The sequence below is a fragment of the Streptosporangium sp. NPDC049078 genome, from assembly GCF_040648855.1.
Classification (GTDB): Bacteria; Actinomycetota; Actinomycetes; order Streptosporangiales; family Streptosporangiaceae; genus Streptosporangium.
In genome coordinates, this window is record NZ_JBEZEL010000023.1 from 1 (window position 1) to 24126 (window position 24126).

The following is a 24126-nucleotide window of genomic DNA, read 5'->3' on the forward strand; positions in this document are numbered from 1 at the left end:
CGCGTTGGTTACGGATTTTTATAAGCCGCCCGGAACACCCGCCCACCTCCGCACACGGCCCGTCTCGCCGTAGGTGGTGCGGGCCGTAGTCGCTTTCTTACCGGCCGCCCGGTGTGCGCTGGGACGCTGAAGCAATCCGTACGGGGTCGTACAGGGGTCCGTCGCCGTAGCTGAAGCGCCGGTGCGGAAAGGAGCGCAGAGGGCTCGCCGTGAGTCCATCGGGCTCGTCGTGGTTCGTCCTCTTGGCTCACCACTCGTTCTCCACCCTCGGCCGTGAGGGCGTCGGGGTCGGGTCAGTGGCGGACGGCGCAGAGGAGGCGGTTGTTGCCGCGCTGCCAGAGGGTGCCGATCTCGGCGAATCCGGCATCGCGCAGGGCGTCGACGTGCTCGGAGAGCAGGGAGGACTCCGAGCCGTGGTGGTCGGCTCCCGCGGTGGTGCGTGCGGTGTGGAGTTCGGCGAAGGCGGGGTCGGCGGCGATCGCGTCCCACCACTGGCGCCAGTCCTCGGGGTGGCCGTCGGCGAACACGCGCCGGGTCTCCCGGTCCTGTACGGCGCGTTCGAGACGGGCGATGGCCGGGGTGGTGTCGTCGGTCTCCATGTGGTCGCCGTTGAGCAGGAGCCCGCCCGGGCGCAGCACGGTCGCCAGTTCGGCGTACATCTTCCGGAGATCGGGCCCGGAGATCCAGTGCAGTGCGGTGGTGCTCACCGCGACGTCGGCCGGCCTGTCCAGGCCGAGGGATCCGGTCCATCCGGGGGTGCGCAGGTCGAGGGAGAGGAAGGTGAGGTGCGGGTAGGCGGCCCGGCCGAGGCCGAGCAGCAGGGGGTCGGCGTCGACCGCGATCACCGTCGCCTGGGGCAGCCGCTCCAGGAGGCGGGCGGAGAGCGAGCCCGGTCCACATCCGAGGTCGATGACGAGCGGATCGGGACGGCCCGTCGCCTCGACGGCGTCGATCAGCGCGGTGAAGCGCTCTTCGCGGTCGGGCAGGTAGCCCTCCTGCTGACGATCCCAGCGTGCGATCCACTCGAGTGCGGCATCGTGGGTGAGCACCATAGTCTCCTTGTGACTGCCGTCTAAGCTTATGACAGTTACAAGCTAGAACGTGAGGATGTGACTGGTCAAGTGGATTTCAACAGTCACACCGATTCGATCGTCCGCGTGGCGGTGGGGTTGGTCAACGAACTGACGCCGGGAGAGAGGCGGGGCCGCGACTTCTCGCCGCCGCGTGATCTCGCTCCCGCCGCCACGGAGGGCCTGCGCACCGGCTACCCGGGCCATCGGGAGGTCACCGAGGTGGAGGCCGGCGAGCTCGCCGAGATCGCGGCCCGGCTGCGCGTGGTCTTCGACGCCGTCGCGAAAGGAGACGTCGACGCCGCCGCCCTGCGGGTCAACGATCTTCTTGAGAAGACCAGGGCCCGGCCGATGCTCGAACGACACGACGGAGAGCCGTGGCACCTGCACTTCCACGGCCCCGGCGGCACCATGACCGGCGACTGGGCGGCGAGTTGCGCCACCGGGCTCGCGATCGTGCTGGGGAGCGAGCACCACGACCGTCTCGGCGTATGTACGGCGCCGCACTGCGACCGGGTCTATGTGGACGTCTCCCGCAACGGCACCCGCCGGTTCTGCGGCACCGCCTGCCAGAACCGCGTCAAGACCACGGCCTTCCGGGCCAGGGGCAGGGTTTCGTGAGGGCGGGTCGGAGACCGGCCCTCCAGCAGATGCAACGGTTCCCCGGGAGCGGACCGAGGACCGGCCACGGTGGCCCCGGCAGCATCACCGATCGTCGTCGACGGGCGGAACGCCTGTCGGCCGTCGTTCAGAGGTAGGACCGCTCAGGAGGCGTCCACTCTCGCGAATCACACCCATTCCTACTGCCTGTCTTTGTATCGTAACTTTGTGTGATCACAGAATCGCAGACATCCTGGTGTCCGCTCGTCGAATGTGTGCGTGCTGCCGGTGGAGCAGCCCGTTCGGCACGGTTTCCGGCTCGGCTGAGGCTTGGCCACGGCGGCGCGGCGGGAGGTCCGCTCCCTCATGGCGACTAGAAGCGCCCCGATCCGCGGCCCGGTGCGGAACGGCGAGCGCGCACTCGCCCCCGATCTCGCCCGTGGCTTCATGCTGTTGCTCATCGCCGTGGCGAACACTCCCTGGTATCTGTGGGGCCGAGAGATCCGGGCCACCACGATCCATCCGCCCGGAGGCTCGGCGCTGGACCGGGTCGTCCAGGTGGTCGCCATCGTCGGGGTGGACTTCCGGGTCTATCCGATGTTCGCGTTCCTGTTCGGCTACGGCATGGTGCAGCTCCTGTCACGCCAGCGGGCCGCCGGGCACTCGGAGTCGGCCGTGTCGGCACTGCTGCGCCGTCGCAGCCTGTGGTTGTTCCTGTTCGGGTTCGTGCACGCGGCGTTGCTGTGGCAGGGGGACATCCTTGGCGCGTACGGCCTGACCGGGTTTCTCCTGTCCTGGCTGTTCCTGCGCAGGAGGGATCGCACGCTGCTCGTCTGGGCCGCGATCGGCACGGGCATCCTCATACTGGAGACCCTGCTCAGTGTGGTGGGGGCCTGCTTGGAGTCGTCCCCTGAGATCTTCGGTTATCTGTCTTTGGGAGCTGCGGGCAGTGCCGAGGGCGATCCGCTCGCCGCGGCGTCGGGACGCCTCGCCTTCTGGCCGATGGTCGTGGTCGGCCAGGGCCTGCTGGGACTCGTCGTGCCCGTCGCGATCGTCCTCGGTTTCTGGGCGGCCCGGCGGCGGATCCTGGAACAGCCGGGCGAGCACCTGCCACTGTTGCGCCGCGTCGCCGCCGTCGGCATCGCCGTCGGCTGGCTGGGTGGGCTCCCGCACGCGGCGGCGGTCATGGGGGTGCTGAGGGTCCCGGAAGAGTCGATGTTCGTTTTCGAGATGTCCCAGACGGTTACCGGCCTGCCCGCCGGGCTGGGTTACGCGGCGGCGTTCGGACTGGCCGGGCATCGGCTCGGGCGTCGGCGACGTCCCGGCCTCGCGTCCGCGGCGGTGGTCGCGCTGGGCAGGCGGTCACTCTCGGCCTACCTCGCCCAATCGCTGCTCTGCGCCCCGGTGCTGGCCGCCTGGGGCCTCGGGGTCGGGGCTCACCTGCACAGCGCCTCCGTGGCCGGCTACGCGCTCGGCGTCTGGCTGATCACCGTGGTCGTGGCCTACGGCCTGGAGCGTCGCGGCATGCGAGGGCCCGCCGAGGTTCTCCTGCGTCGGCTGACATACCGAACGGGTTGGAAAATCGAAGATCGTCGGGCGGTGTCGGGCGGTTAGGCTTGCACGTCGCTATCTCGTCTGTGAAGGAGTCGCTCGTGATCACCGACCCAACGCTCACCCGGATCGGCCAGGGGGTGGAGTTACATCACCACAAAGGTCGACGTGACGCCGCTCGCGAGCTGTTCGCGCAGATCTGGGACGACATCGGCGGCGAGAAAGGCGAACCGCTGCATGTCTGCGTCCTCGCCCACTCGATGGCCGACGTGCAGGACGACGTGCGCGAGGAGCTGGTGTGGGATCTGCGAGCGCTCGCCGCCGCCGACCTGGTCACCGACGAGCAGGCGGCCCAGGCCGGGGTGGCGATTTCCGTGGCAGGTCTGTATCCGTCGTTGCACCTCAACCTGAGCGACTGTTATCGCAAGCTGGGCGACCTCGACCTCGCCCGCAAGCACCTCCAGCAGGCGCGGGACACGATCGGCGCGCTCGGTGACGACGAGTACGGGCAGCTCATCAAGGGTGGTCTGCAGCGACTGGCCGAACAGTTGGACGAGGCCACCTGACCGAGCCCCGACGCTTCCGCCTCCCTGGGTTTTCCCCTCTCGGAAACCCGTGTCGGCCACGGGTTCGTGTCGCCCACGGGAAAGAGCACGGATGCCTGGGCCCCCGCTCGCCGATCCTCACCGACGAACACCGGTCACCTTCCGGTTGCCGGGATGTCCCGGGGATTCAGCCGGCCGGGCGGTAGACGCACACGTTCGTGCCCGCCTCGCTGGTGACCGTGGAGACCAGCTCGAACGTGCGCAGGCCGCCGTCGTCGGGGAAGATCGTCTTGCCTCCGCCGAGGATCACCGGCATGACGATGAGCCGGAGCTCGTCGACCAGGTCCTCGCTCAGGAGGGTGCGGGCGAGGGTGGGGCTTCCCATGAGCACCAGGTCGCCGCCCTCGGTCTCGCGCAGCTTCCTGAGGTGGGCGACGGCCTCGTCACCGGGGATCCGGGTGGTGTTGTTCCACGTCAGCTCGCCGTCGCCCAGTGTCAGGGACACGACGTACTTCGGGATGGCGTTCATCCGGTCGGCGAACGGGTCGCCGGCTCGCCCCGGCCACGCGGCGGCCATGGTCTGCCACGTCCGGCGCCCGAACAGCAGCGCCTCGGCTCCGCTCAGCGCGCCGTCGAAGGCACCGCCGACCACCTCGGGGTCGAAGAACGGGTGGGACCAGCCACCGTGGGCGAAGCCGCCGTCGGTGTCCTCCTCGGGACCGCCCGGCGCCTGCACGACGCCGTCCAGGCTCATGAACTCGACGATCACGATACGCATGGATTCGCTCCTTGAAGGGGGTGGCTCAACGGGTTTCCTTCACGCTCGGGTGAAGGGCGACGACGATCCGATGGTCGCGGCCTTTCGCTGCGGACTCGTCGTGATATTTGGACACCAGGGCCGTGACGGCCCCGGCGAGCTCCCTGGCGAACTCGGCCCGGTCGGCGGCCGAGGCGAAACGCACCTCGCCGTCGATCGCGAAGGTCGCGACGCGCTTGCGTGCTTTGGCGGCGCCGGTGATGAGCGCCCCGACGTCGCGGACCAGCCTGGCCGCGACGGCCAGCAGCCAGCTCGCCGAGAGCTGGTCGGGTGAGCGCGCCGGGTCGGGCTCGACGGAGGAGAGCGCGGTCGGGGAGATCACGTACGAGGCCGCGGTCGCCCGCATGATGCGCTCGTTGACGTTGCCCTTGCGCCGCTCTTCGATCATCTCGACGAGCCCGTGTGCCTCAAGCGTCTTCAGGTGGTAGTTGACCTTCTGCCGGGGCAGGCCGACCTTGGCCGCCAGCATGGTCGCGGAGCCTGGCTCGCTCAGCTCGGCCAGCAACCGGGCCCGGATGGGGTCCAGCGAGACCTCGGCGGCGGCGGAGTCCTCGATCACGGCGATGTCCTGCATGTCCGCAGACTATCCCCGACAAATTATATTGTCAAGGAAGCCCCATTTTTCCGAGATATCGGGGTGTCGGAGGGCTCGGGTCCGCCTCGGGTCCTCGGGCCTCGCTTCTTGCCCGCGGCCCCTTTCCCCATTCACCGGTCGCCCTCCCGCGTGCGAGCGCGGGCTCCTCGTACTCGTTCACCGGGGCCCCTCGCCCGGTCGCCCTCCCGTGTACGGGGGCGGGTCTTCTTCGGCTGCCCCTCTGGCCGCGCGCGTGCGGTCGCCCTCCCGCGTACGGGCGAAGGGGAACCGGGGTCGCGGGCCGCGGTTTGATCTCCGTACGGGCGGCACTGGGAGCGTATGAGCATGATGTCGTGAATTCCAGGAAACGGTGGGTTCGGGCGGACAGCAACGGCCCCGCCCCGGAGAGATCCGGGGCGGGGCCGTCGAGGGTGAACCGGGGTGGTGGTCTCCGGATCTCCTCGGGGTCTCCCCGTGGAGATCCGGCCGCCCCGGATCACGGATTACCGGACGCCTCGCCTGCCGTAGAGGCTTACCGTCAGGATGACGCCGACCGCGGCAAGGGCGACCTGGATCATCAGCTCGATCCAGTCGATACCTGAGGTGGCAGCGACCCCGAGCGCGCCGGCGATCGCGGTACCGATGAGGGCCGCGACGATACCGATGACGATGGTCAGCCAGATCGGGATGGACTGCTTGCCGGGCACGACGAGCCGACCCAGGGCACCGATGATGGCGCCGATAACAATGGCGGTGATGATGCCGGTGACTGTCATGTTCCACTCTCCCTGTCTGCTCAGCTGCCAGGCGTATGCCCTAGGAAAAAGGAACAACACATAACGGGGTGCCCCGAATTAATGGCCGCGGGTCACGAATCCGTTGCGCGGAGGTCTCAGGCAGGTCGTTCCCCTCGATTCGCCGTGGAGGAGACCCGGCTTCACCTGCCACGAAAGCCACACGGCCCCCATCCGTCTTCTACGGGGATCCCCGGAAAAAATCTGTCATCCGTGGGGATCAGCCGGGGAAATCCGTCGAAGAAATCGGGGAGAGGGGGCGAAGCGAGGGGTTCGGAGAGGGGGTTCGGAGGGGGTGAAGTCGGCTCTTCGACGGTGAGGGGAACGCTCATCTTCGGCGTCGAAGAACCGTGACGCCGAGAGTCAGGGGGCGAGGGCAACAGGTTTTTCCGGGGGCGTGGCTCCTCTTTCCGATCTTTCTGAGAGGGCGGCTCCATCGGTCGCGGTGGCCCCATCGGTTGCCGTGGCCCCATCGGTTGCCGGAGTCCTATCGGTTTCGTCGGTTTCTGTGGCCTCGCTCGCCTCGGTGGTTCCGGTGGTTCTGGCCGTGGCGGAAGGAGGGGCGGCTTCGAGGGGGGCGGCGGGGGTGACGGTGCTCAGGAGGGAGCGGGCGAGGCCGAGGCCGGCGCCGCCGAGGGTGAGGGCCTTGGCGAGCATCTCCTCGACGCCCTGGGCGCCGTTGAGTACGACCATGTGGTCGACGTTGCCGAAGGCCTTCGCGCCCGCCTCGACGATCTGGGGCCACTTCTCGGCGAGCTGCTGGGCGATGACCGCCTCCTGGTTCTCGGCGAGCGCCTCGGCGCGGGCCCGGATCGCGTCGGCGACGGCCAGCCCCTTCGCCCTGGCGGCCTCGGCCTCCGCGAGCCCCTGCGCCTTGGAGGCGTCGGCGGCGGCCAGGCCACGGGCCCTCGCGGACTCCGCCTCGCCGAAGCCGGTGACCTTCGTCGCCTCCGCGGTGGCGATACCGCGCAGCCGCACGGACTCGGCCTCGGCCGCGGCGGCCTGCTTGACCTGCGACGCCTGCGCGGCGGCGCGGAGCTCGGTCTCGCGCGCCTCGGCCTCGGCCTGGGCGATGCGGGCGTCGCGCTCGGCCCGGGAGACCGTCACGGTCTCGTACGCCCTGGCGTCCGCGGGCTTGCGGATCTGGGCCTGGAGCCGTTGCTCGGCCAGTGCGGCCTCGAGCTCGGCCGCCCGGGTCTCCTGGACGACGACCTCCTGCCGGGCGGACGCCTCGGAGAGCGGCCCCGCCTGGCGGGACCTGGCCTGGGCCTCGTCGATCTCGGCCTGGTAGACCGCCTGCTTGATCTTCGCGTCTCGCCAGGCCGCGGCCTTGTTGGCCGCGGCGATCTGCTCGGCCTGGGTGGCCTCCTGGTCGCGCTGCGCCTCGGCGATGCGGGCCGCGGCGGCGATGCTGGCGGCGTGCGGCTTGCCGAGGTTGGTGATGTAGCCCGTCCCGTCCTCGATCTCCTGGATCTGCAGGGAGTCGACGATCAGACCGAGCCTGATCATCTCGTCGGCGGCCGAGGCGCGGGTCTCGCCGGTCAGCCGTTCGCGGTTGAGGATGAGGTCCTCCACCGTGAGGTTGCCGATGATCGAGCGCAGGTGGCCGGTGAACAGCTCGTGAATGGCACCGTTCATCGAATCCTGCTGGTCCAGGAAGCGCCGGGCCGAGTTGGCGATCGAGTGCAGGTCGTCGCCGACCTTGTAGATGACGACGCCTCGTACGACCACCGGGATGCCCTGCTGGGTGACGCAGGAGACCTGGAGGTTGGTGGCGCGGCTGTCCAGGCGCAGGCGGCGCGCGGTCTGGAAGCCGGGGAGCACGGCGGTGCCCTTGCCGGTGACGATCTTGAATCCGAGGCTGTCGGCGACCGCGGAGCTACCCCGGGCACCGAGGCCGGAGATGATCAGCGCCTCGTTGGGCTCCGCCACCCGCCAGACGGATTTGAAGAGCAGGGTGATGACGAGAAGGGCGACGAGGGCGAGGCCCCCTATGACGAGGTACTCCGTGGGCATCTCGGCCTCCGCGGTGTGGGGGAGATCAGATTCGGGGAGCGGGGCGGATCAGGGGAGCGCGCGGGCGACGTAGATCGTGCGCGGCGGGAAGAACTCGACGACCACCACGATCGACGACGGGGCGATCTCCTCGTCCGGGACCGTCGGGTGGGCGTAGAACGCCTCGACGCCCCCGCGGACCTCCACCATCACCTCCCCGACCAGGCCGGGGCCGATCCGTCCCGTGACTCTTCCGTGCTTACCGACCACGTGATACTCCCCCGCGACATCGGTCAAAGGGAAAAGCGAATATGAAGGCACGGAGGCCGCCCCCGCGTGCCGCGCCTCGCCACCCGGCGACATGGAGGCGCCGGATCCCTCGCTTCACTTTATCCGAGTAACAAGTCGAATGGCCATATGGTTATGGATTATCCGACAATCCGGATGGCATGCCTTCCCCGCCTCGCGGAGTCGTCGGGAGGGCGCCCGGAGCGCCCTCGGAGAGCCTGGAGCAGCGAGAATGAGCGGGATCGGCCGGTGACGGCGTGGGGCGCGTATCGGGCCACTCGCGGCTTTTCCCGGATCGGATCGGCCAAGGCCCCATCTCCCCACTTAATTCCCGGTCGCCACGACATGACTCTCATGTGGGACATGTCGCGACAGCGCGTTAATGGCCCGGGTAAAAACTTCCCGAAAACGCAGCGAGGCGGCCCCACCGATCCATTCACATCGTGATGATCGCCCCATGACAGATCCTCACGAGATCAATCCACGTAAGGCCCTGGAACTCGGCATGGACCGGATCATCTCCCGCCGGGACTTCTTCGATGGGGTGATCACGGCCACCGGCGTCGCGGCGGCGTGCTCGCTGCCCGGGACCGGTCGGGAAGAGACCCACTCCGCGCTTCCGGAGGATCTGGAGCTCTCCTGTCCGCCGTCCCTCACGGGGTTGCGCGGCGACACCGCGGAGGCGCTGAGCGTGCCCCACGCCCTCCGCGACCGGCGCTTCTGGCCGTACGTCGGCACCCCGGAACCCACCGGCGAGCACTACGACCTGGTCGTGGTCGGCGCGGGGATCAGCGGCCTCAGCGCGGCCCACCGATGGCTGGAGCGCGAGCCCGGCGCGCGGATCCTCATCCTCGACAACCACGACGACATCGGCGGGCACGCCCTGCGCAACGAGTTCCGCCCGGCGGCCAGGAAGGGGCCGCTGGTCGCGTACGGCGGCTCGCGGTCGATGCGGCACCCGTCGGCGTGGACTCCCGAGGGCAAGGACCTGCTCGCCAAACTGGGCGTCCACCCGGAAGGGCTCGGGGAACCCTCGGGCCGGGAGCCGTACGCGAGCCTGGGGATGCACGACGGCGTCTTCTGCGACCGGGAGGCGTTCCCCGCCGGAGGCGCGGAGAGGCTCGTCGTGCTCGGGCCCGGCAGGAGCGCTCCCGAGTGGATCGCCGAGCTGCCCGTCGCCGAGCGGGCCAGACGGGACCTGCTCATGCTGTACGGCGATCCGCCCGACTGGTTTCCCGGCCTGTCCGCCGAGGAGAAACAGGCGCGGCTGGCCCGGCTGACCTACTCGGGCTTCCTCAGGGACGTCTGCGGCGTCCACCCGGACGTGCTGGCGTTCGTCAGGACCATGCCGAGCGACGAGTGGGCCTACGGCTCCGACGCCTTCGGCGCGATCGACGCCTGGGGCAGCGCCGACGAGCACCGGTACCCGGGGTTCCAGGGGCTCGGGCTCGACAGGTCCAAGCCGTCCAGGTACAACTCCCCGACCGTGATCAAGGAGTGGGACGCGGGCGCACCGCGCGCCTGGCGCTTCCCCGAGGGCAACCAGGCGATCGTCAGGATGATGGCCGCCCGCATGATCCCCGGCTTCGCGACGGCCTTCGGCGTGAAGGACATCACCACCGCGAGCTTCGACTACGGCGTGCTCGACCGGCCGGGCAACCGGGTCCGCGTACGGCTGTCCAGCCCGGTCGTCTCCGCCGCCAACGACGGCCCCGCCGGCACGGCCGGCGGCGCCACGGTCGGCTACTTCGACGGCGAGCGGGTGAGAACCGTACGGGCGGGCGGTGTGATCATGGCCTGCTGGAACTCGATGATCCCCTACCTGGTCGACGACCTCCCGCCCGAGCAGCGGACGGCCCTGGGGCGGGCGGTCAAGGTGCCCCTGCTGTACGCGACGGTCCAGCTCCGCGACTGGCGGGCCTGGCGGAGGATGGGGATCAGGCGCGCCCGGTTCACCGGCGCCCGCTGGTGCGTGGCCGAGCTCGACGACCCGGCGGACGTCGGCGCCTACAGGTGTCCGAGGAGGCCCGAGGAGCCGATCACCGCGCACCTGGTCGGCACGCCCGTCACGCCCGGTGTGTCCCCCGCGCAGGGCTCGGTCGCCGGGCGGTACGCCCTGATCGAGACGCCGTACGAGCACCTGGAGTACAGCATCCGCGACCAGCTCACCCGGTTGCTGGGGCCCGGTGGCTTCGACGCGGCCCGTGACATCGAGGCGATCACGGTCAACCGGTGGGGACACGGCTACGCGCCGGAGTACGCCACCCCGTGGGACCTCGACTTCTACCCCGACGGAACCCCTCCTGCGGCCGTCGCCCGCAGGACACACGGCCGGATCGCGATCGCCAACTCCGACTCCGTTCCGGCCGCCCGCGCCGACGCGGCCGTCACCGCCGCCTACCGCGCGGTCGCGGAGCTGCAGGACGGACCCTCGCGCCCTTCCGGCCCTTCCGGCCCTTCCTCCGGACCGATCCTGGCCTGACTCCGGCGTCTCCGCTCCGGCCTCGGGGTCGGTCGGTCGTGGTCGGTCGGTTTCGATCGGAAGGGCCGCTCAGCCAGGCTTTCTCAACCTGGTTCTCTCAGCCCGGCTTTCTCAGTTTGGTGAAGGCCCAGCTCATGCTGGGCTCGACCGCCCAGTGGGTGACGCGCCGCACCGGCGCCGTACACAGCAGGGCGGCGAGCCCGACCCCGAAGAGCGCCACGGCCGTCACCCCGGGCACGGTCTGCGCCCAGTCGCCGTAGAACCGCTCGGCGACCTTCACCACCAGGCCGTGGAGGAGGTAGGCGTACATGGTCGCCATGCCGAGCCCCGAGTACCAGGTGCGCACGGAGGGGGTGACCGCGAGGAACGCCGCGACGAGCACCGCCCCCGCCGCCAGCATGCCCAGGCGGATCAGGCTGCCGGTGAGGTCGTCCACCCCGATCGCGTCGTTGGCGTGCCGCCAGCGGATCCACTCGGTCTTCACCACGGTGTGCGTGGCGAGCGCGAGCGCCGCGCCTGCGGCGAGGGTGACCGCGCCCGCGGCCCGGACCCACCGCCTCCTGAGCCGTTCGAAGTGCTCGGGCCGCAGCATGAGCCCGAGTACGTAGAACGGGAGCAGGCCGAGGGTGCGGTTCATCGACAGCTCGTCGGGGAGCCTGCTCATCCCCGACAGCAGCGACAGCCCGACCGCGACCACGAGCGGCCATCGCAGTTGCTGCCAGACCGGCGTGGACAGCCGCCACAGGAACAGCGACATCAGGAACCAGGTCAGGTAGTACGGGTCGAGGAGGCTGATGTCGAGCTTGCCGTACAGGAAGAGGCGCGGCAGCGAGTAGATCAGCTCGAAGATCACGTACGGGACGGCGAGGGTGCTGATCAGCTTGCGCGCCTTGCCGGACGAGAAGGTGAAATTTCGTGACAGGTAGCCGCTGAGCACGATGAACAGCGGCATGTGGAACGTGTACACGAAGAAGTAGGCGGCATGCGCGACCGGAACGTCCCGCAGGTCCTCGATCAGGTGGCCGGACACGACCAGGGTGATCGCGAGGAACTTGGCGTTGTCGAAGAACGGGTCCCTCGCCGTGGCGGGCGGGAGGGCGGCCCGCAGCGGGGTTGCGACGCTCACAGCCCGGGACCGTAACCGGACCCGCCCAACACCCGGCGAACGCCCGGTGACGCGCGGGGAAATCCCCGCCGCGTACGCGAGGACGTGCGGCCCACCGTCTTGCCGTTCTTCCCTCGACCACATCCCCGCCGTGCACGCGAGGACGTACGTCGTGGGCACGCCCGCGCGACACCTTGGGGCGTGAACCCGCCCGTCGCGAGGTCAGGTCGCGACGTCGTGGGGCGTGGCGCGGCCGCCCGTCGGGAGGGCCGCGTGGGGGTGGGCGGTTACGCGACGGCGGCGGCGCTGGCGTCCCAGAGGGCGCGGGCGAGTGCGGGGTCGCTCATCCTCTTCGGAACGGCGGCGGGGGCGCTCTTGGCGAAGTAGCGGCCGGGGTGGGCGGCGCCGTCCGGATGGGTGGCGAGGTGGACCATGGTGCTCGCCCCCTCCTCGACGGTCTGCCCCATGCCGGGGATGTTCTTCACCATCCACATCATGAACGTCGACGGGGCGAACTCGGTCTTGATCACGCCGGGGTGGAAGCAGGTCGCGGTCACCTCGGTGTCCTGGAGGCGGCGGGCGAGTTCCACGGTGAACAGGGCTCCCGCCTGTTTGGTGTCCCCGTACTGGAGCCAGCCGCTCCAGCGCCGCCGTTCGCGGTTGAGGTCGGAGGGATCGAGTCCCCCGGTCTTGCCCGCGCGGGAACTGGTCGTGATCACCCGCCCGGTGACCCGTTCGAGCAGCAGGTTCGTCAGCAGGAAGGGGGCGAGGTGGTTGACCTGGATCATCGTCTCGTGGCCGTCGCGCGTGAACGTGCGCTCGGTCGTCATGACCCCCGCGTTGTTGACGAGGATGTCAATCCGGTCGTAGCGGGAGAGCAGTTCGGCTGCCAAACTACGCACATCATCCAAAAGGGTGTAATCGCAGGTAAACGTATCCGGGAGCACCCCGGAGACCTCCCGCACCCTTTCTGCCACCCGAGCCGTCTTGTCGGGATTACGGCCGACCAGAACTACGGTCTGCCCGCGCCTCGCGAGCTCCACCGCGGCAGCAGCACCAATTCCGGCACTAGCCCCGGTAATCACACTAATCATCGGATCCTCCACTGCGCAAAAACCCTATTCGGTGCTAGTCTCCTGTGCGATCTTCCGGAGGCGTAATCACCCCTAATGCGGCACGGGCCTCCACACGCTCAGAGGTTGGGACGAGTGGACATGGGCTCTAGAAACCGCTCGATTCGGTTCAAGATTTTCTCGCTGCTGCTCCTGCCTCTGTTGTCGTTGAGCGCGCTGTGGGGCTTCGTGCTCAACCTCACCGTCGGTGACGGCCTCGCGCTGCTGAGGTCGAACACCGTGTACCAGACGGTGGGCGTCACCTCCACGGACCTGGGCCTGCAGCTCCAGGCCGAGCGGACCCTGGCGTCGGTGGCGATCAGCTCCCGGGTCCTCACGAGCGGGATGGGTGAGCAGCGCGCCCGCACCGACCAGGCGGTCGGCGCGTTCAAGGCGGCCGCGGCCGAGGATTCCGGCAGCCCGGAACTGAACAACTCACTGAGCGAGCTGGTCCGCAGGCTCGAAAGGCTCCCCAGCATCCGCTCGGGCGTCGACAGCGGACAGCACACGCGGCTGGGCGCGCTGTCGAACTACAACCAGATCCTCGACTCGGTCTTCCTGGTGTACGACCAGATGGTCGCGCTGCCCGATCTCTCGATCTTCCAGCAGGCCTCGGCCATGCAGGGGATGGGCAACGCCTACGAGATGATCGCGAGGGAGAACGCGCTGATCAGCGGGGCGCTGATCGACAAGCGGCTGTCGGATGAGGAGCGCAGGGCCTTCGGCGAGTACGTCGCCACCCGGCGCTTCCTGCACAACCGGGGCGCGGCCGCGCTGGATCCCGAGCTGGGCACGCAGTACCGCGACACCTTCGCCTCCGCCACCTTCGAGAAGTTCACCGACCTGGAGAAGGTCATCATCGCCTCGGCCGGCGACCGGCTTCCCTCCGAGGCGAGCGCGTGGAAGGCGACCACGAACGCGCTCACGACCTGGCTCGACAAGGTCAACCTCGCCGCCGCCGAAGCCCTGGCGGACCGGGCGCAGGGGGTCGCCACCGGTGTCCTGGCCCGGATCGTGATCGCCGGTGGCGTCGGCCTGATCGCGGTGGTCGCGTCGATCATCATCTCGGTCCGCTTCGGCCGCCGTCTCGCCGCCGAGCTGGCCGGGCTCCGTTCGGCCGCCCTGGATCTGGCGGAGGTGCGGCTCCCCCACGTCGTGGACCGCCTGCGGCGCGGCGAGGAGGTCGACGTACGTGCCGAGGCGCCGCCGATCCAGGCGGGCGGCTCGACCGAGGTGCACGACGTGGCCCACGCGTTCGGCTCGGTGCAGCGCACCGCCGTGGAGGCCGCCGTCGGCCAGGCCAACCTGCGGCGCGGTGTCAGCCAGGTCTTCGTGAACCTGGCCAGGCGCAAGCAGAGCCTGCTGCACCGCCAGCTCACCCTGCTCGACAGCATGCAGCGCCGGGCGACCGACCCCGACAGCCTTCAGGACCTGTTCCGGCTGGACCACCTCACCACCCGCATGCGGCGGCACGCGGAGGGCCTGATCATCCTGTCCGGCGCCGCCCCCGGCCGGTCGTGGCGCAAGCCGGTACCGGTGATCGACGTACTGCGGGCCGCGATCGCCGAGGTCGAGGACTACACCCGGGTCAGCGTGACGCCGGTGCCCGACATCTCGCTCGACGGAGCCGCGGTCGCCGACATCACCCACCTGGTGGCCGAACTGATCGAGAACGCCACGATCTTCTCGCCGCCGCAGACCGCGGTGACCGTGCGCGGCGACGTCGTGGCCAACGGGTTCGCCGTCGAGGTCGAGGACCGTGGCCTGGGCCTGAGCCTCGCGGAGTACGAGGCGATCAACGAGCGGCTCGCCAACCCGCCGGAGTTCGACCTGGCGGACAGCGACAGGCTCGGCCTGTTCGTGGTGGGCCAGCTCGCCTCGCGGCACGGCATCCAGGTCATCCTGCGCGGCTCGCCGTTCGGCGGTACCACGGCCATCGTCCTCATCCCCCGCTCGGTGATCGCCCAGCAGGACCCGCCACTCGCCCTCACCGCGGAGCGGACGTCCCCCGCCGAGCGCGGCACCGGACGCCAGGCGGAGCCGTACGTCCCCGCCCAGCCGGGAGCGCTCGCACCTCCGGCCGGCGGCAACGGACTCCCGCGCAGGAACAGGCAGACCTCCCCGAGGCCGCCCCAGCCCGAGCAGCCCGCGGCCCCCTCTCTCAGCGTGGTGTCGGACCTGCCCGACCGCACACCGTCCCCGCCCGCGGGCCAGGAGCCCGGATGGGAGACGGGCTGGGATACGGGCTGGGACACCGGCCGGGACACGGCCTCACGCGAGACGCCTCCCACGGCGTCGCCCCGAGGGGCACCTCAGGAGCCCCGTGAGTCCCACGAGACGCCCCGGGAGGCCCCCGCCGGGGAAAAGGGCGGCAACGGCCGTCCGACGCGCCAGACGGCCACACAGGCCCCCAAGGGGCCGGGCGGCCTGCCCCGCAGGATCCGGCAGGCGAACCTGGCGCCTCAGCTCCGCCAGGAGGCGGAGTCCACCGGGCCCGCCGAGCCCGAGCCGAGCGCGGAACCGAACGAGGAGCGTTCGCCGGAGGAGGCCCGCGCGTTGTTCTCCGCCTTCCAGGCGGGGTCTCGACGCGGTCGCGAGGAGCAGGACAATGACTTCGCGCACCATACGACAGGCGATAAGGGGGACAAGTGACCGGAAAATTGACCAACACCGGCGAGCTGAACTGGCTCCTCGACGACTTGACCACCAGGGTGGGTGCGGTGCGCCAGGCGGTGATCCTCTCCACCGACGGGCTCGCCGTCGGATTCTCGAAGGGGCTCCTGCGCGAGGACGCCGAGCATCTGTCCGCGGTCGCCGCCGGGTTCCAGAGCCTGGCGCGCGGGGCGGGACGTCACTTCGGCGGAGGCGATGTGCGCCAGACCATCGTGGAGATGGAGTCGGCGTTCCTGTTCGTCACCGCCGCCGGGCAGGGCACCTGCCTGGCCGTGCTGAGCAGTTCCGACGCCGACGTCGGTCACATCGCGTACGAGATGGCGATGCTGGTCAAGCGGGTCGGCCAGCACATCTCCACCAACCCACGCCAAGGTCTCTCATGAGGGGGGGAGCGGTCGGCCGCGTCTTCAGCGGACCGCTGGATCCCCGAGCCCGGTACCGGAGGCCTGGATGACCCACTGGATGGACGAGGACGCCGGGCCCATCGTCCGGCCGTACGCCCTCATCGGGGGTCGCACCCGTTCCTCCGGTGACAAGCTGGACCTGGTCGCGATGGTCACCTCGACCCGTGGCGCTCCCACCGGGGGGTTCGTCCCAAGCCCCGAACAGGAACGCATCCTCGCCATGGTCACCACTCCGACCTCGGTCGCCGACGTCGCCTCGGACCTCAACCTGCCGCTCGGCGTGGTGCGGGTCCTGCTCGGCGACCTGCAGGACCACAAGCTCATCTCGATCGGGCGCGCCTCCGCGAGCGAGCGCATTCTCAAGGAAGTGATCAATGGACTTCGGGCCCTCTGACGAACCCGTCGCCCTCAAGATACTCATCGCGGGTGGCTTCGGAGTTGGCAAGACCACGCTCGTGGGCGCCATCAGCGAGATCCGGCCGCTCCGCACCGAGGAGGTCCTCTCCGACCGCGGTATCGGCATCGACGACGTCGACGGCGTCGAGGGCAAGACCACCACCACGGTCGCGATGGACTTCGGCCGCATCACGATCAGGGAGGGGCTGGTCGTCTACCTGTTCGGCACCCCCGGCCAGGAGCGTTTCTGGTTCATGTGGGACGAGCTGTCCTACGGCGCGCTGGGTGCCGTGGTGCTCGCCGACACCCGGCGGCTGACCGACTGCTTCCCCTCGATCGACTACTTCGAACAGCGCGGCACGCCGTTCATCGTGGCCGTCAACTGCTTCGACGGCGCCGAGCGGCACGACGCCGAGGAGGTGCGCGTCGCCCTGGACCTCGACGTGGACGTGCCGGTGCTGCTCTGCGACGTGCGGCGCCGCGTCTCGGCGAAGACGGTGCTCGTGACGCTCGTGGAGCACTCGCTGAGGGTGCTGACGGCCAGCCAGAGCTGAGAAAGCCGGACGAGGTGCAACCGGCCCCCGTGGCGGGGCCGGGCGCCGGCTCGGGCGCTCAGGGCCGGAGGGCGGAGGGCGTCACAGGGCGCGCAGGCCGCTGATCAGCTCCCTCAGGAGGTTCTCCGGGGGCATGGAGGCGGCGGGAAGCGGCGACCGTACCAGGATCAGGCCCTGGTCCAGCAGGTCGCCCAGGAGAACCCTGATCACGCCGATGGGCAGGCCCGCGTCCGAGGCGATCTCCACGATCGGGCGTGCCCGTTTGACCAGGTTGAGCAGCCGCCGGTGCTCGGAGCCCAGATTCGCCCCCGAGGCGACCGGCGCTCCGGTCGCCACCGCCACGGCGAGCATGTCGAGCGAGGATGAGGACGACGCCCGGGTGCGTCCGCCGGTCATCGCGTAGGGGCGGACGACGGGACCCGCCTCCTCGTCGACCCACTCGACGTCGTCCTTCACAGGCCCCCCACCCGGGGGCTTGTGGCCAGATGTTGGCCGACGCGGGTGACCAGGCGGGCCATCTCGTAGGCGACCAGACCCACGTCCGCGGCACCGGTGGTCAGGACCGAGAGGCAGCTCCCCTGGCCCGCGGAGGTGACGAACAGGAACGCGGAGTCCATCTCCACCATCGTCTGGCGCACGCTGCCCCCGCCGAACTGCAGGCTGGTGCCCTTGGCGAGGCTCTGGAAGCCGGAGGCGACCGCGGACAGGTGCTCGGCGTCCTCCTTGCTCAACGCTCGGGACGAGGCCATCATCAACCCGTCGTTGGACAGGATCAGTGCGTGCGAGACGTCCGCCACACTCGTGACGAAGTCATCCAGAAGCCAATGAAGCTCACCCGGCACGTGGTCAAACCCCTTCCCCTGCGATGGTCTCGCCTGCCGCCGGCCCCCACCGGCTCGGTAAATCCGTTCTCGCCGATCCGTTCCCACCGGCGTGACTCCGAAGCACCCGAACCGGCGCGACTTCGCTCACACCGGCGTGACTCCCAAGCATTCGAACCGGCGCGACTTCACTCACACCGGCGTCGCCCTGACGCGCCCGAGACCTCCGGGCGGGGCTCCGCGAACCCGATCCCGCGGCTCCGCTCCCGCGCTCCCGCCTCATCGATCGGCACCGCCGTCCTCGTCGTCGGCGCGTCCGCGCTGCCAGCCGGACTGCAGGGCGCTCATCAGCGCCCTCGCCTCCTCGGGCGACCGTTCCTCGACCTCCGAACCGGACGCCGAGCCGGGCGCGCTCTCCGACGAGCGGGGCTCCCGCGCCTGGCGCGGCGGCATGTTCGCCTGCCGCACCCGGCGGGGCAGGCCGTCGGCACCGCGCCGCCCCGGCTGCCACAGGTCCGCGGGGATCGGGACCTCGCCGGAGTCACCGGTCCGGTCCACCCGCTCCACGACGATCTCCGAGCGCCGCTCCGCCGACTCGGGCCGGGCGCCGATGACGGTGAGAACCGGCGGCTCCTCGACGGGCTCGGGGTCGCCGAGCAGGTTCTCGGGAATGAGGACGACCACACCCGTGCCGCCGTACGGCGAGGCGCGCAACGTCACCTCGACCCCGTACCTGGCGGCCAGCAGGCCGACCACCGCGAAACCCAGCCGGTCGGTGTCGGCGGGGTCGAACTCCGGCGGGCTGGCCAGGCGCTCGTTGATCGCGGCGAGCTTCTCGTCGGTCAGCCCGAGTCCCCTGTCCTCGATCTCGACCGCGAAGCCTCGCGCGACGAGCTCGCCCCGTACCGAGACCGGGCTGGCCGGCGGGGAGAAGACGGTGGCGTTCTCCAGGATCTCGGCGAACAGGTGCATCATGTCCGCGGCGGCGTTGCCGATCAGGGTGGTGCCGCCCGTCGGGTAGATCAGCACCCGGGTGTAGTCCTCGACCTGGGCGGCCGCCCCGCGCAGCACGTCCTCCATCGGCACCGCCGAACGCCACTTGCGGCCCGCCGCCCCGCCGGACAGGATCACCAGACCCTCGGCGTGGCGGCGCATGCGGGTGGTGAGGTGGTCGAGCCTGAAGAGGTTGTCCAGCGCGATGGGATCCTCGGCCTGCTTCTGCATGCCGTCGAGCAGCTTGAGCTGGCGCTGCAGCAGCGACTGGCTCCGGCGGGCGAGGTTGCGGAACGCCTGCGAGACGCCCTCGCGCAGCCTGGCCTGCTCCACCGCGGCGTCCAGGGCGCTGCGCTGGACGCTGTTGAAGGCGGCGGCGACGTCGTGGACCTCCGTCGTACTGCCCGACGGCTTCAGCGCGGGCGCCTCCGCCTCCACGTCCACCCTGTCGCCGCGGCGCAGCTTCTCCATCACCCTCGGGAGCCGCACCTGCGCCAGGTCGGCGGCGGCCCCCCGCACGTCGGCGAGCTCCCTGGTGATCCCGCTGCCGATCCGGTACGAGACCAGCACCGACGCGATGACCGCGACGAGGCCGAGCACCCCGACGACGCCGGCTCGGACGAAGACGCCGACGGCCACGGGCGTGGCCTGCTCGACCAGCAGGGGGACGGCCCCCGCGAGGGAGCGCCGGTAGGAGGCGTCCACCTCGTCCCCGACGGAGCGCCAGGCGGCGGACGACACCTCGGAGACGCCGGAGAGCAGGCGGTTCTCCAGGTCGGTGAAGCGGGCGTACGCCGAGGAGGCGATCAGCTCGGAGAAGGGGGCGCGCAGCTCTGGGGAGAGGTCGGGGAGCGCCTGCTCCATGAGGAAGGCCCGGTTTCCGGCGAGCTTGGCGAACAGCCTCGCCTCGCTCGCCGTCATCGGGGTTCCGAGCGCGAGCGGGCCCGCGACGAGCGCCCGCTCGCGGTTGAGCACGTCCACGGCCTGGTTGATCATCGTGATGCCCCGCGACTGGCGGTAGAGCGGGAGGTCGTTGCTGAGGCTCAGGGTGTTGAAAAGCCGGCGCAGGGCGTCGGGCACCCGGCCGAACTCCTCGGTGAGGCCCACCGGGCCGATCCGCCCGGTGTCGATCCTGGCGCGGATCGCGTCGAGCCCGTCCACCTGGCGCATCAGCTCGGCGTGGCGCGCCTTCATCTCGTCGGACATCGCCGCCTGCGCCACCCCGACGGTCGTCTGCCGGCGCAGGCGGTCACGGGCCTGGTCGGTGACGAGGCGCTGGCTCGCGAGGGTGTCGCGGTCCGCGGCGGAGCGGGTGGCCAGGTAGTCGGCCGACAGGAGGTGCTCACGCTGGACCGCCGCGCCGAGCTCTCCGGCGGGCTTGCCCACGGCGTCGTACAGCGTGCTGAGGGAGAGCAGGCTCATCGAGTCGCCGACCGTCACGGCCGCCGCGAAGCCCCACACCCCGACCAGTGAGACGAGGGGGATGACCAACAGCACCGAGACCTTGAACCGGATGGACCTGCTCGCTGCCATGTCACCTCAACGGCTTGCTCTCGGAGCGCCCGGGGAGACCGGGCAATCTCTAGATCGCCGACGACAATAGCACTGGCGGCTCCCCCTATTTGTAGCCTATTCGTGACATGTGATGAAAGAGTTTCCAGAAGTGAATGAGTCAGCCGAGGGCGGCGCGTGAGGCGTGAGCGGCGCCCCGCGCCCACGTCAGCCGCGCGAGCCGGACGGCGAGCACTCCGACCAGCGCGACCTCGGCGCCGAGCAGCGACCACTCGACGAGACCGACGAACATCCCCTGCCCGGGAAGCATCACGTAGACGAGCGCCAGCAGCCCGAAACCCCCGGCCAGCGTGAGCCACTCCACCGGCCTGGCCGTCTGCCGCCACCGCTCGTCCTCGGCGAACCGCGCCACCGTCAGGCCACCCGCCGCGGGCACCGCCGCCAGCACGGCGACCGACAGGTAGCGGTACGTCTGGGCGATCAGGTCCGTCCCCGTGGCGGGAAGCGCGGCGGGCAACACCGCGAGGACGACGAGCCCCGCGCCCCAGGCCAGCATCAGCCGTTCGGCCAAGGCGTCCACCGGCGCCCCCACGGCCCGCAGCCCGGCGACCACCGCGAAGGCCGCGATCCCCAGCGCCGCCATCGCGAGCCCGGCGGCTCCGGTGCGGTCCAGGGCGGCGTACTCACCGATCGTCAGATCGAGCGGGTTCGGGGAGAGGACCGGTTCGGTCAGTCCCGTGACGGCGGCCACGACGGCGACGACGATCGCGGCACATGCGATCAGGGGGTGGAGCCTCTTCGACGCGAGCATGCGCTAAGACTGTCCGCCGGCGGACGTTTCAGACATCCGGCGGCATCCCTGATCCGACCCTGAGGCGCCCCTGAGAGCCCTCGCCCCGAAACGGTCCCGGTACGCGGTCCCGGTACGCGGTCCCGGTACGCGGTCCCGGTACGCGGTCCCGGTACGCGGTCCCGGTACGCGGTCCCGGTACGCGGTTCGCCGCCTCCTGTTCGGAGGCGGCGAACCGTCCCGTGCGATCCGCGTCGGTGCGCCCGCATCCGGCCGCACTGTCGCGGATCCTCGCGGATCCTCGCGGATCCTCGCGGTGTGAACCACGGCCGCGTGCCCCGTGTCCGGCTACGCGGCCGTGGATCCTCGCGGTACGCGGCGCGAACCGCGTACCCGTATCGGCTGCTCCACCGCGGATCCGCGCGGTGGGAGCAGTCACGGTCGTGTGGTGGGGGCCACGACCGTGTGGTCGCCGTGTCCGTGTCTCAGCCGAGGCCGCGGACCTCGGCGTAGCGTGCCCTGACCTCGGGCGCGGGATCGGCCTCGTAGTGCTCGACCTTGCCCGCCTCCCAGGCCGGCGGCTCGTCGCCGCCGAGCAGCCAGGCGGCCTGCCTCGCCGCACCGTCGGCGACGTACTCCCCCGGCTCGGGGACGACCACCGGCCGCCCGAAGACCGCGGGGGCGATCCGTCGTACGGCCTCGGACTTCGCGCCTCCGCCGATGAGCAGCACCCTGGCCGGGTCGAGCCCGAGGGCGTCGAAGGCGTCGGCGAGATGGCAGAGCATGCCCTCCACCGCCGCCCTGGCGAGGTGCGCCGGGGTGGAGGTGGCCAGCGTCAGCCCGTGCAGCGAGCCCGTGGCGGTGGGCAGGTTCGGGGTGCGCTCGCCCTCCAGGTAGGGGACGTGGACAAGTCCTCCGGCCCCCGAGGGCGCTTCGAGCGCCAGCCTGCCGAGCTCGTCCAGACCGACCCCGAGCACCCGCGCGGCGGCGTCGAGCACCCTGGCGGCGTTGAGCGTGGCCACCAGCGGGAGGAACCGCCCCGTGGCGTCGGCGAACCCGGCCACGGAACCGGTCGGGTCGGCGATCGGGCTCTCGGCGACCGCGAAGGCCGTCCCGGACGTCCCGATCGACACCACCACGTCCCCGGGCAGGGCGCCGACCCCGAGGGCCGCCGCCATGTTGTCGCCCGTACCCGGCGCGAGCCGCACCGCGTTCGCACCGGGGACACCGGCCGCGGGCCGTACCTCGCCCGCGGAGTCGCGGGGACCCAGCACCTCGGGCAGGCCCGGTAGGGTGCCGAAGGCCCCCTGGAGGAGGTCGGTCCGGTAGGCGCCGGTCGCGGGCGACCAGTAGCCGGTGCCCGACGCGTCACCTCTGTCGGTGACGAACTCCCCACCCAGCCGCCAGGTGAGCCAGTCGTGCGGCAGGCACACCCTCGCCGTACGGTGGGCGGACTCCGGCTCGTGCTCGGCCAGCCAGCGGAGCTTGGTCACCGTGAACGACGCGACCGGCACGCTGCCGACCGCCTCGGCCCAGACCTCGGGGCCGCCCAGCTCCTTCACCAGGTCGGCGGCGGCTCCGGCGGAACGGGTGTCGTTCCACAGCAGCGCCTTCCTGACGACCTCGCCGGACTCGTCCAGGCAGACCATGCCGTGCTGCTGCGCGCCGATGCTCATCGCCTCGACGCCGTCCAGCCCGCCCGCCTGTGCCAGCGCCTCCTGGAGCGCCTGCCACCACGCCTCGGGGTCGACCTCGGTGCCCTCGGGGTGGGTCGCGCGTCCCTGGCGGACCAGGGCGCCCGTGCGGGCGTCCCTGATCACCACCTTGCAGCTCTGGGTCGACGAGTCGACCCCGGCCACCAGTGTCATCCGCGGACTCCGAGGAGGTAGTCCATCGCGAGCTGGTTGAGGCGCGTGAAGTGGAAGCCGCGCGCCGCCACCGCGTCGAGGTCGAACTCGTCGCGGTTCAGGTCGGCGATCGTCTCGCCGGGGGCGAGCGTCGGCTCGGAGAGCTCGGCGACCCTGCTCGCGGCGAGCGCCTCGGCGACCTCGGGGTCGGCGCGGAACGCCGCCACCTTCTCCTTCAGGATCAGGTACGTGCGCATGTTGGCCGCGGCGGAGACCCAGACGTCCTCGGAGTCCTCGGTGCGCAGCGGCTTGTAGTCGAAGTGCCTGGGGCCGTCGTAGCCGCCGTTCTCCAGCAGGTCGACCAGGAAGAAGGCGTTCTTCACGTCGCCGTGGCCGAAGATCAGGTCCTGGTCGTAGCGGGGACCGTGCTGGCCGTTCAGGTCGATGTGGAAGAGCTTGCCGTGCCAGAGCGCCTGCGCGATGCCGTGCGCGAAGTTGAGCCCGGCCATCTCCTCGTGGCCCACCTCGGGGTTGAGGCCGACGCGCTCGGAGTGCTCAAGCTCGTTGATGAACGCGAGGGCGTGGCCGATGGTCGGGAGCAGGATGTCGCCCCGGGGCTCGTTCGGCTTGGGCTCGATGGCGAACCTGATGTCGTAGCCCTGCTCGATCACGTACGAGGTGAGCAGGTCCATGCCCTCCTTGTAGCGGCTGAGCGCGGCCTTGATGTCCTTGGCGGCCCCGGACTCGGCGCCCTCGCGCCCGCCCCAGCAGACGTAGGTGGTCGCGCCGAGCTCGGCGGCGAGGTCGACGTTGCGGATGACCTTGCGCAGCGCGTAGCGGCGGACGTCGCGGTCGTTGCTGGTGAATCCGCCGTCCTTGAAGACGGGGTGGGTGAACAGGTTCGTGGTGGCCATCGGAACCTTGAGCCCGGTCTCGGCCAGCGCCTTCTTGAAGTTCGCGATGGCCCTGTCACGGTCGGGCTCGACGGCGAGGAGGTCGTCGTCGTGGAAGGTGACGCCGTACGCGCCGAGCTCGGCGAGCCGGTGGACGCTCTCCACCGGGTCCAACGGGGCCCTGGACGCGTCCCCGAAGGGGTCGCGGGCCTGCCAGCCGACGGTCCACAGCCCGAAAGTGAAGCGGTCTTCGGGCTTGGGGGTGTAGGCGCTCATCTGCGTTCCTCCGATTTAATCCACTTTATGGACT

General features: G+C 70.6%; 22 protein-coding genes. 8 read left to right on the forward strand and 14 right to left on the reverse strand.

The window, feature by feature from the left end; translation table 11 throughout:
- Positions 1 to 293: 293 nt before the first annotated feature.
- Complete coding sequence (locus AB0B90_RS32885; protein WP_350942393.1) at positions 294 to 1049, reverse strand: class I SAM-dependent methyltransferase; 756 nt, start codon at positions 1047 to 1049, stop codon at positions 294 to 296.
- A gap of 72 nt (positions 1050 to 1121) precedes the next feature.
- Between AB0B90_RS32885 and AB0B90_RS32890 the strand changes: the two genes are divergently transcribed.
- The 3 genes from AB0B90_RS32890 to AB0B90_RS32900 all read left to right on the forward strand — a co-directional run bounded on the left by AB0B90_RS32890 (position 1122) and on the right by AB0B90_RS32900 (position 3787).
- On the forward strand, positions 1122 to 1691 hold the full coding sequence (locus AB0B90_RS32890) for a CGNR zinc finger domain-containing protein (RefSeq protein ID WP_350942392.1): 570 nt from the start codon (positions 1122 to 1124) through the stop codon (positions 1689 to 1691).
- Between the two features lie 345 nt (positions 1692 to 2036).
- Positions 2037 to 3284 carry a DUF418 domain-containing protein gene (locus tag AB0B90_RS32895; protein WP_362926253.1) on the forward strand — a complete coding sequence of 416 codons (1248 nt, stop codon included), beginning with the start codon at positions 2037 to 2039 and terminating at the stop codon, positions 3282 to 3284.
- Between the two features lie 38 nt (positions 3285 to 3322).
- A complete protein-coding gene (locus AB0B90_RS32900; RefSeq protein WP_362926254.1) occupies positions 3323 to 3787 on the forward strand; it encodes a hypothetical protein in 465 nt (154 codons plus the stop codon).
- Between the two features lie 166 nt (positions 3788 to 3953).
- Here the strand turns inward: AB0B90_RS32900 and AB0B90_RS32905 are convergent, their stop codons facing one another.
- The 5 genes from AB0B90_RS32905 to AB0B90_RS32925 all read right to left on the reverse strand — a co-directional run bounded on the left by AB0B90_RS32905 (position 3954) and on the right by AB0B90_RS32925 (position 8243).
- Positions 3954 to 4544, reverse strand: coding sequence for a dihydrofolate reductase family protein (locus AB0B90_RS32905; RefSeq protein ID WP_362926255.1), 591 nt, complete (start codon positions 4542 to 4544; stop codon positions 3954 to 3956).
- Between the two features lie 25 nt (positions 4545 to 4569).
- Positions 4570 to 5157, reverse strand: a complete 588-nt coding sequence (locus AB0B90_RS32910; protein WP_350942388.1) for a helix-turn-helix domain-containing protein — start codon at positions 5155 to 5157, stop codon at positions 4570 to 4572.
- A gap of 503 nt (positions 5158 to 5660) precedes the next feature.
- Entirely contained in the window at positions 5661 to 5933 is a 273-nt protein-coding gene (locus AB0B90_RS32915; RefSeq protein ID WP_350942387.1) for a GlsB/YeaQ/YmgE family stress response membrane protein, read from the reverse strand.
- Between the two features lie 381 nt (positions 5934 to 6314).
- Positions 6315 to 7967, reverse strand: a complete 1653-nt coding sequence (locus tag AB0B90_RS32920) for an SPFH domain-containing protein (protein ID WP_362926256.1) — start codon at positions 7965 to 7967, stop codon at positions 6315 to 6317.
- A 48-nt stretch (positions 7968 to 8015) separates the two neighbouring features.
- The gene (locus AB0B90_RS32925; protein WP_362903885.1) at positions 8016 to 8243 is read right to left on the reverse strand and encodes a hypothetical protein; all 228 of its coding nucleotides are present in this window, start codon (positions 8241 to 8243) and stop codon (positions 8016 to 8018) included.
- Positions 8244 to 8691: 448 nt separating this feature from the next.
- On the opposite strand from AB0B90_RS32925, the gene AB0B90_RS32930 reads away from it, so the two are divergent.
- Positions 8692 to 10716 (forward strand): NAD(P)-binding protein, encoded by a 2025-nt coding sequence (locus tag AB0B90_RS32930; protein ID WP_362926257.1) that lies wholly within the window; start codon positions 8692 to 8694, stop codon positions 10714 to 10716.
- 97 nt (positions 10717 to 10813) lie between these two features.
- Here the strand turns inward: AB0B90_RS32930 and AB0B90_RS32935 are convergent, their stop codons facing one another.
- Complete coding sequence (locus tag AB0B90_RS32935) at positions 10814 to 11842, reverse strand: acyltransferase family protein (RefSeq protein ID WP_362926258.1); 1029 nt, start codon at positions 11840 to 11842, stop codon at positions 10814 to 10816.
- Positions 11843 to 12108: 266 nt separating this feature from the next.
- A complete protein-coding gene (locus AB0B90_RS32940; protein ID WP_350942376.1) occupies positions 12109 to 12915 on the reverse strand; it encodes an SDR family NAD(P)-dependent oxidoreductase in 807 nt (268 codons plus the stop codon).
- A gap of 120 nt (positions 12916 to 13035) precedes the next feature.
- On the opposite strand from AB0B90_RS32940, the gene AB0B90_RS32945 reads away from it, so the two are divergent.
- From AB0B90_RS32945 to AB0B90_RS32960, 4 genes are all read left to right on the forward strand, one after another.
- Positions 13036 to 15585, forward strand: a complete 2550-nt coding sequence (locus AB0B90_RS32945; protein ID WP_362926259.1) for a nitrate- and nitrite sensing domain-containing protein — start codon at positions 13036 to 13038, stop codon at positions 15583 to 15585.
- Positions 15582 to 15989 (forward strand): roadblock/LC7 domain-containing protein, encoded by a 408-nt coding sequence (locus AB0B90_RS32950; protein WP_344914882.1) that lies wholly within the window; start codon positions 15582 to 15584, stop codon positions 15987 to 15989. The genes AB0B90_RS32945 and AB0B90_RS32950 overlap by 4 nt, the downstream gene beginning before the upstream one ends.
- A gap of 67 nt (positions 15990 to 16056) precedes the next feature.
- On the forward strand, positions 16057 to 16404 hold the full coding sequence (locus AB0B90_RS32955) for a DUF742 domain-containing protein (RefSeq protein WP_350942372.1): 348 nt from the start codon (positions 16057 to 16059) through the stop codon (positions 16402 to 16404).
- Positions 16385 to 16960 carry an ATP/GTP-binding protein gene (locus AB0B90_RS32960; protein WP_350942370.1) on the forward strand — a complete coding sequence of 192 codons (576 nt, stop codon included), beginning with the start codon at positions 16385 to 16387 and terminating at the stop codon, positions 16958 to 16960. The genes AB0B90_RS32955 and AB0B90_RS32960 overlap by 20 nt, the downstream gene beginning before the upstream one ends.
- 81 nt (positions 16961 to 17041) lie before the next feature.
- Here AB0B90_RS32960 and AB0B90_RS32965 read toward each other — a convergent pair whose 3' ends face one another.
- The 6 genes from AB0B90_RS32965 to xylA all read right to left on the reverse strand — a co-directional run bounded on the left by AB0B90_RS32965 (position 17042) and on the right by xylA (position 24092).
- A complete protein-coding gene (locus tag AB0B90_RS32965; RefSeq protein WP_350942368.1) occupies positions 17042 to 17416 on the reverse strand; it encodes a DUF742 domain-containing protein in 375 nt (124 codons plus the stop codon).
- Entirely contained in the window at positions 17413 to 17802 is a 390-nt protein-coding gene (locus tag AB0B90_RS32970; protein WP_350942366.1) for a roadblock/LC7 domain-containing protein, read from the reverse strand. Before AB0B90_RS32970 ends, AB0B90_RS32965 begins: the two co-directional genes overlap by 4 nt.
- Before the next feature lie 258 nt (positions 17803 to 18060).
- On the reverse strand, positions 18061 to 20307 hold the full coding sequence (locus AB0B90_RS32975; protein ID WP_362926260.1) for an ATP-binding protein: 2247 nt from the start codon (positions 20305 to 20307) through the stop codon (positions 18061 to 18063).
- Positions 20308 to 20446: 139 nt separating this feature from the next.
- Complete coding sequence (locus AB0B90_RS32980; protein ID WP_362926261.1) at positions 20447 to 21097, reverse strand: DUF998 domain-containing protein; 651 nt, start codon at positions 21095 to 21097, stop codon at positions 20447 to 20449.
- 464 nt (positions 21098 to 21561) lie between these two features.
- A complete protein-coding gene (gene xylB, locus AB0B90_RS32985; protein ID WP_362903899.1) occupies positions 21562 to 22944 on the reverse strand; it encodes a xylulokinase in 1383 nt (460 codons plus the stop codon).
- Positions 22941 to 24092, reverse strand: coding sequence for a xylose isomerase (gene xylA, locus AB0B90_RS32990; protein ID WP_350942357.1), 1152 nt, complete (start codon positions 24090 to 24092; stop codon positions 22941 to 22943). Before xylA ends, xylB begins: the two co-directional genes overlap by 4 nt.
- Between the last annotated feature and the right edge of the window lie 34 nt (positions 24093 to 24126).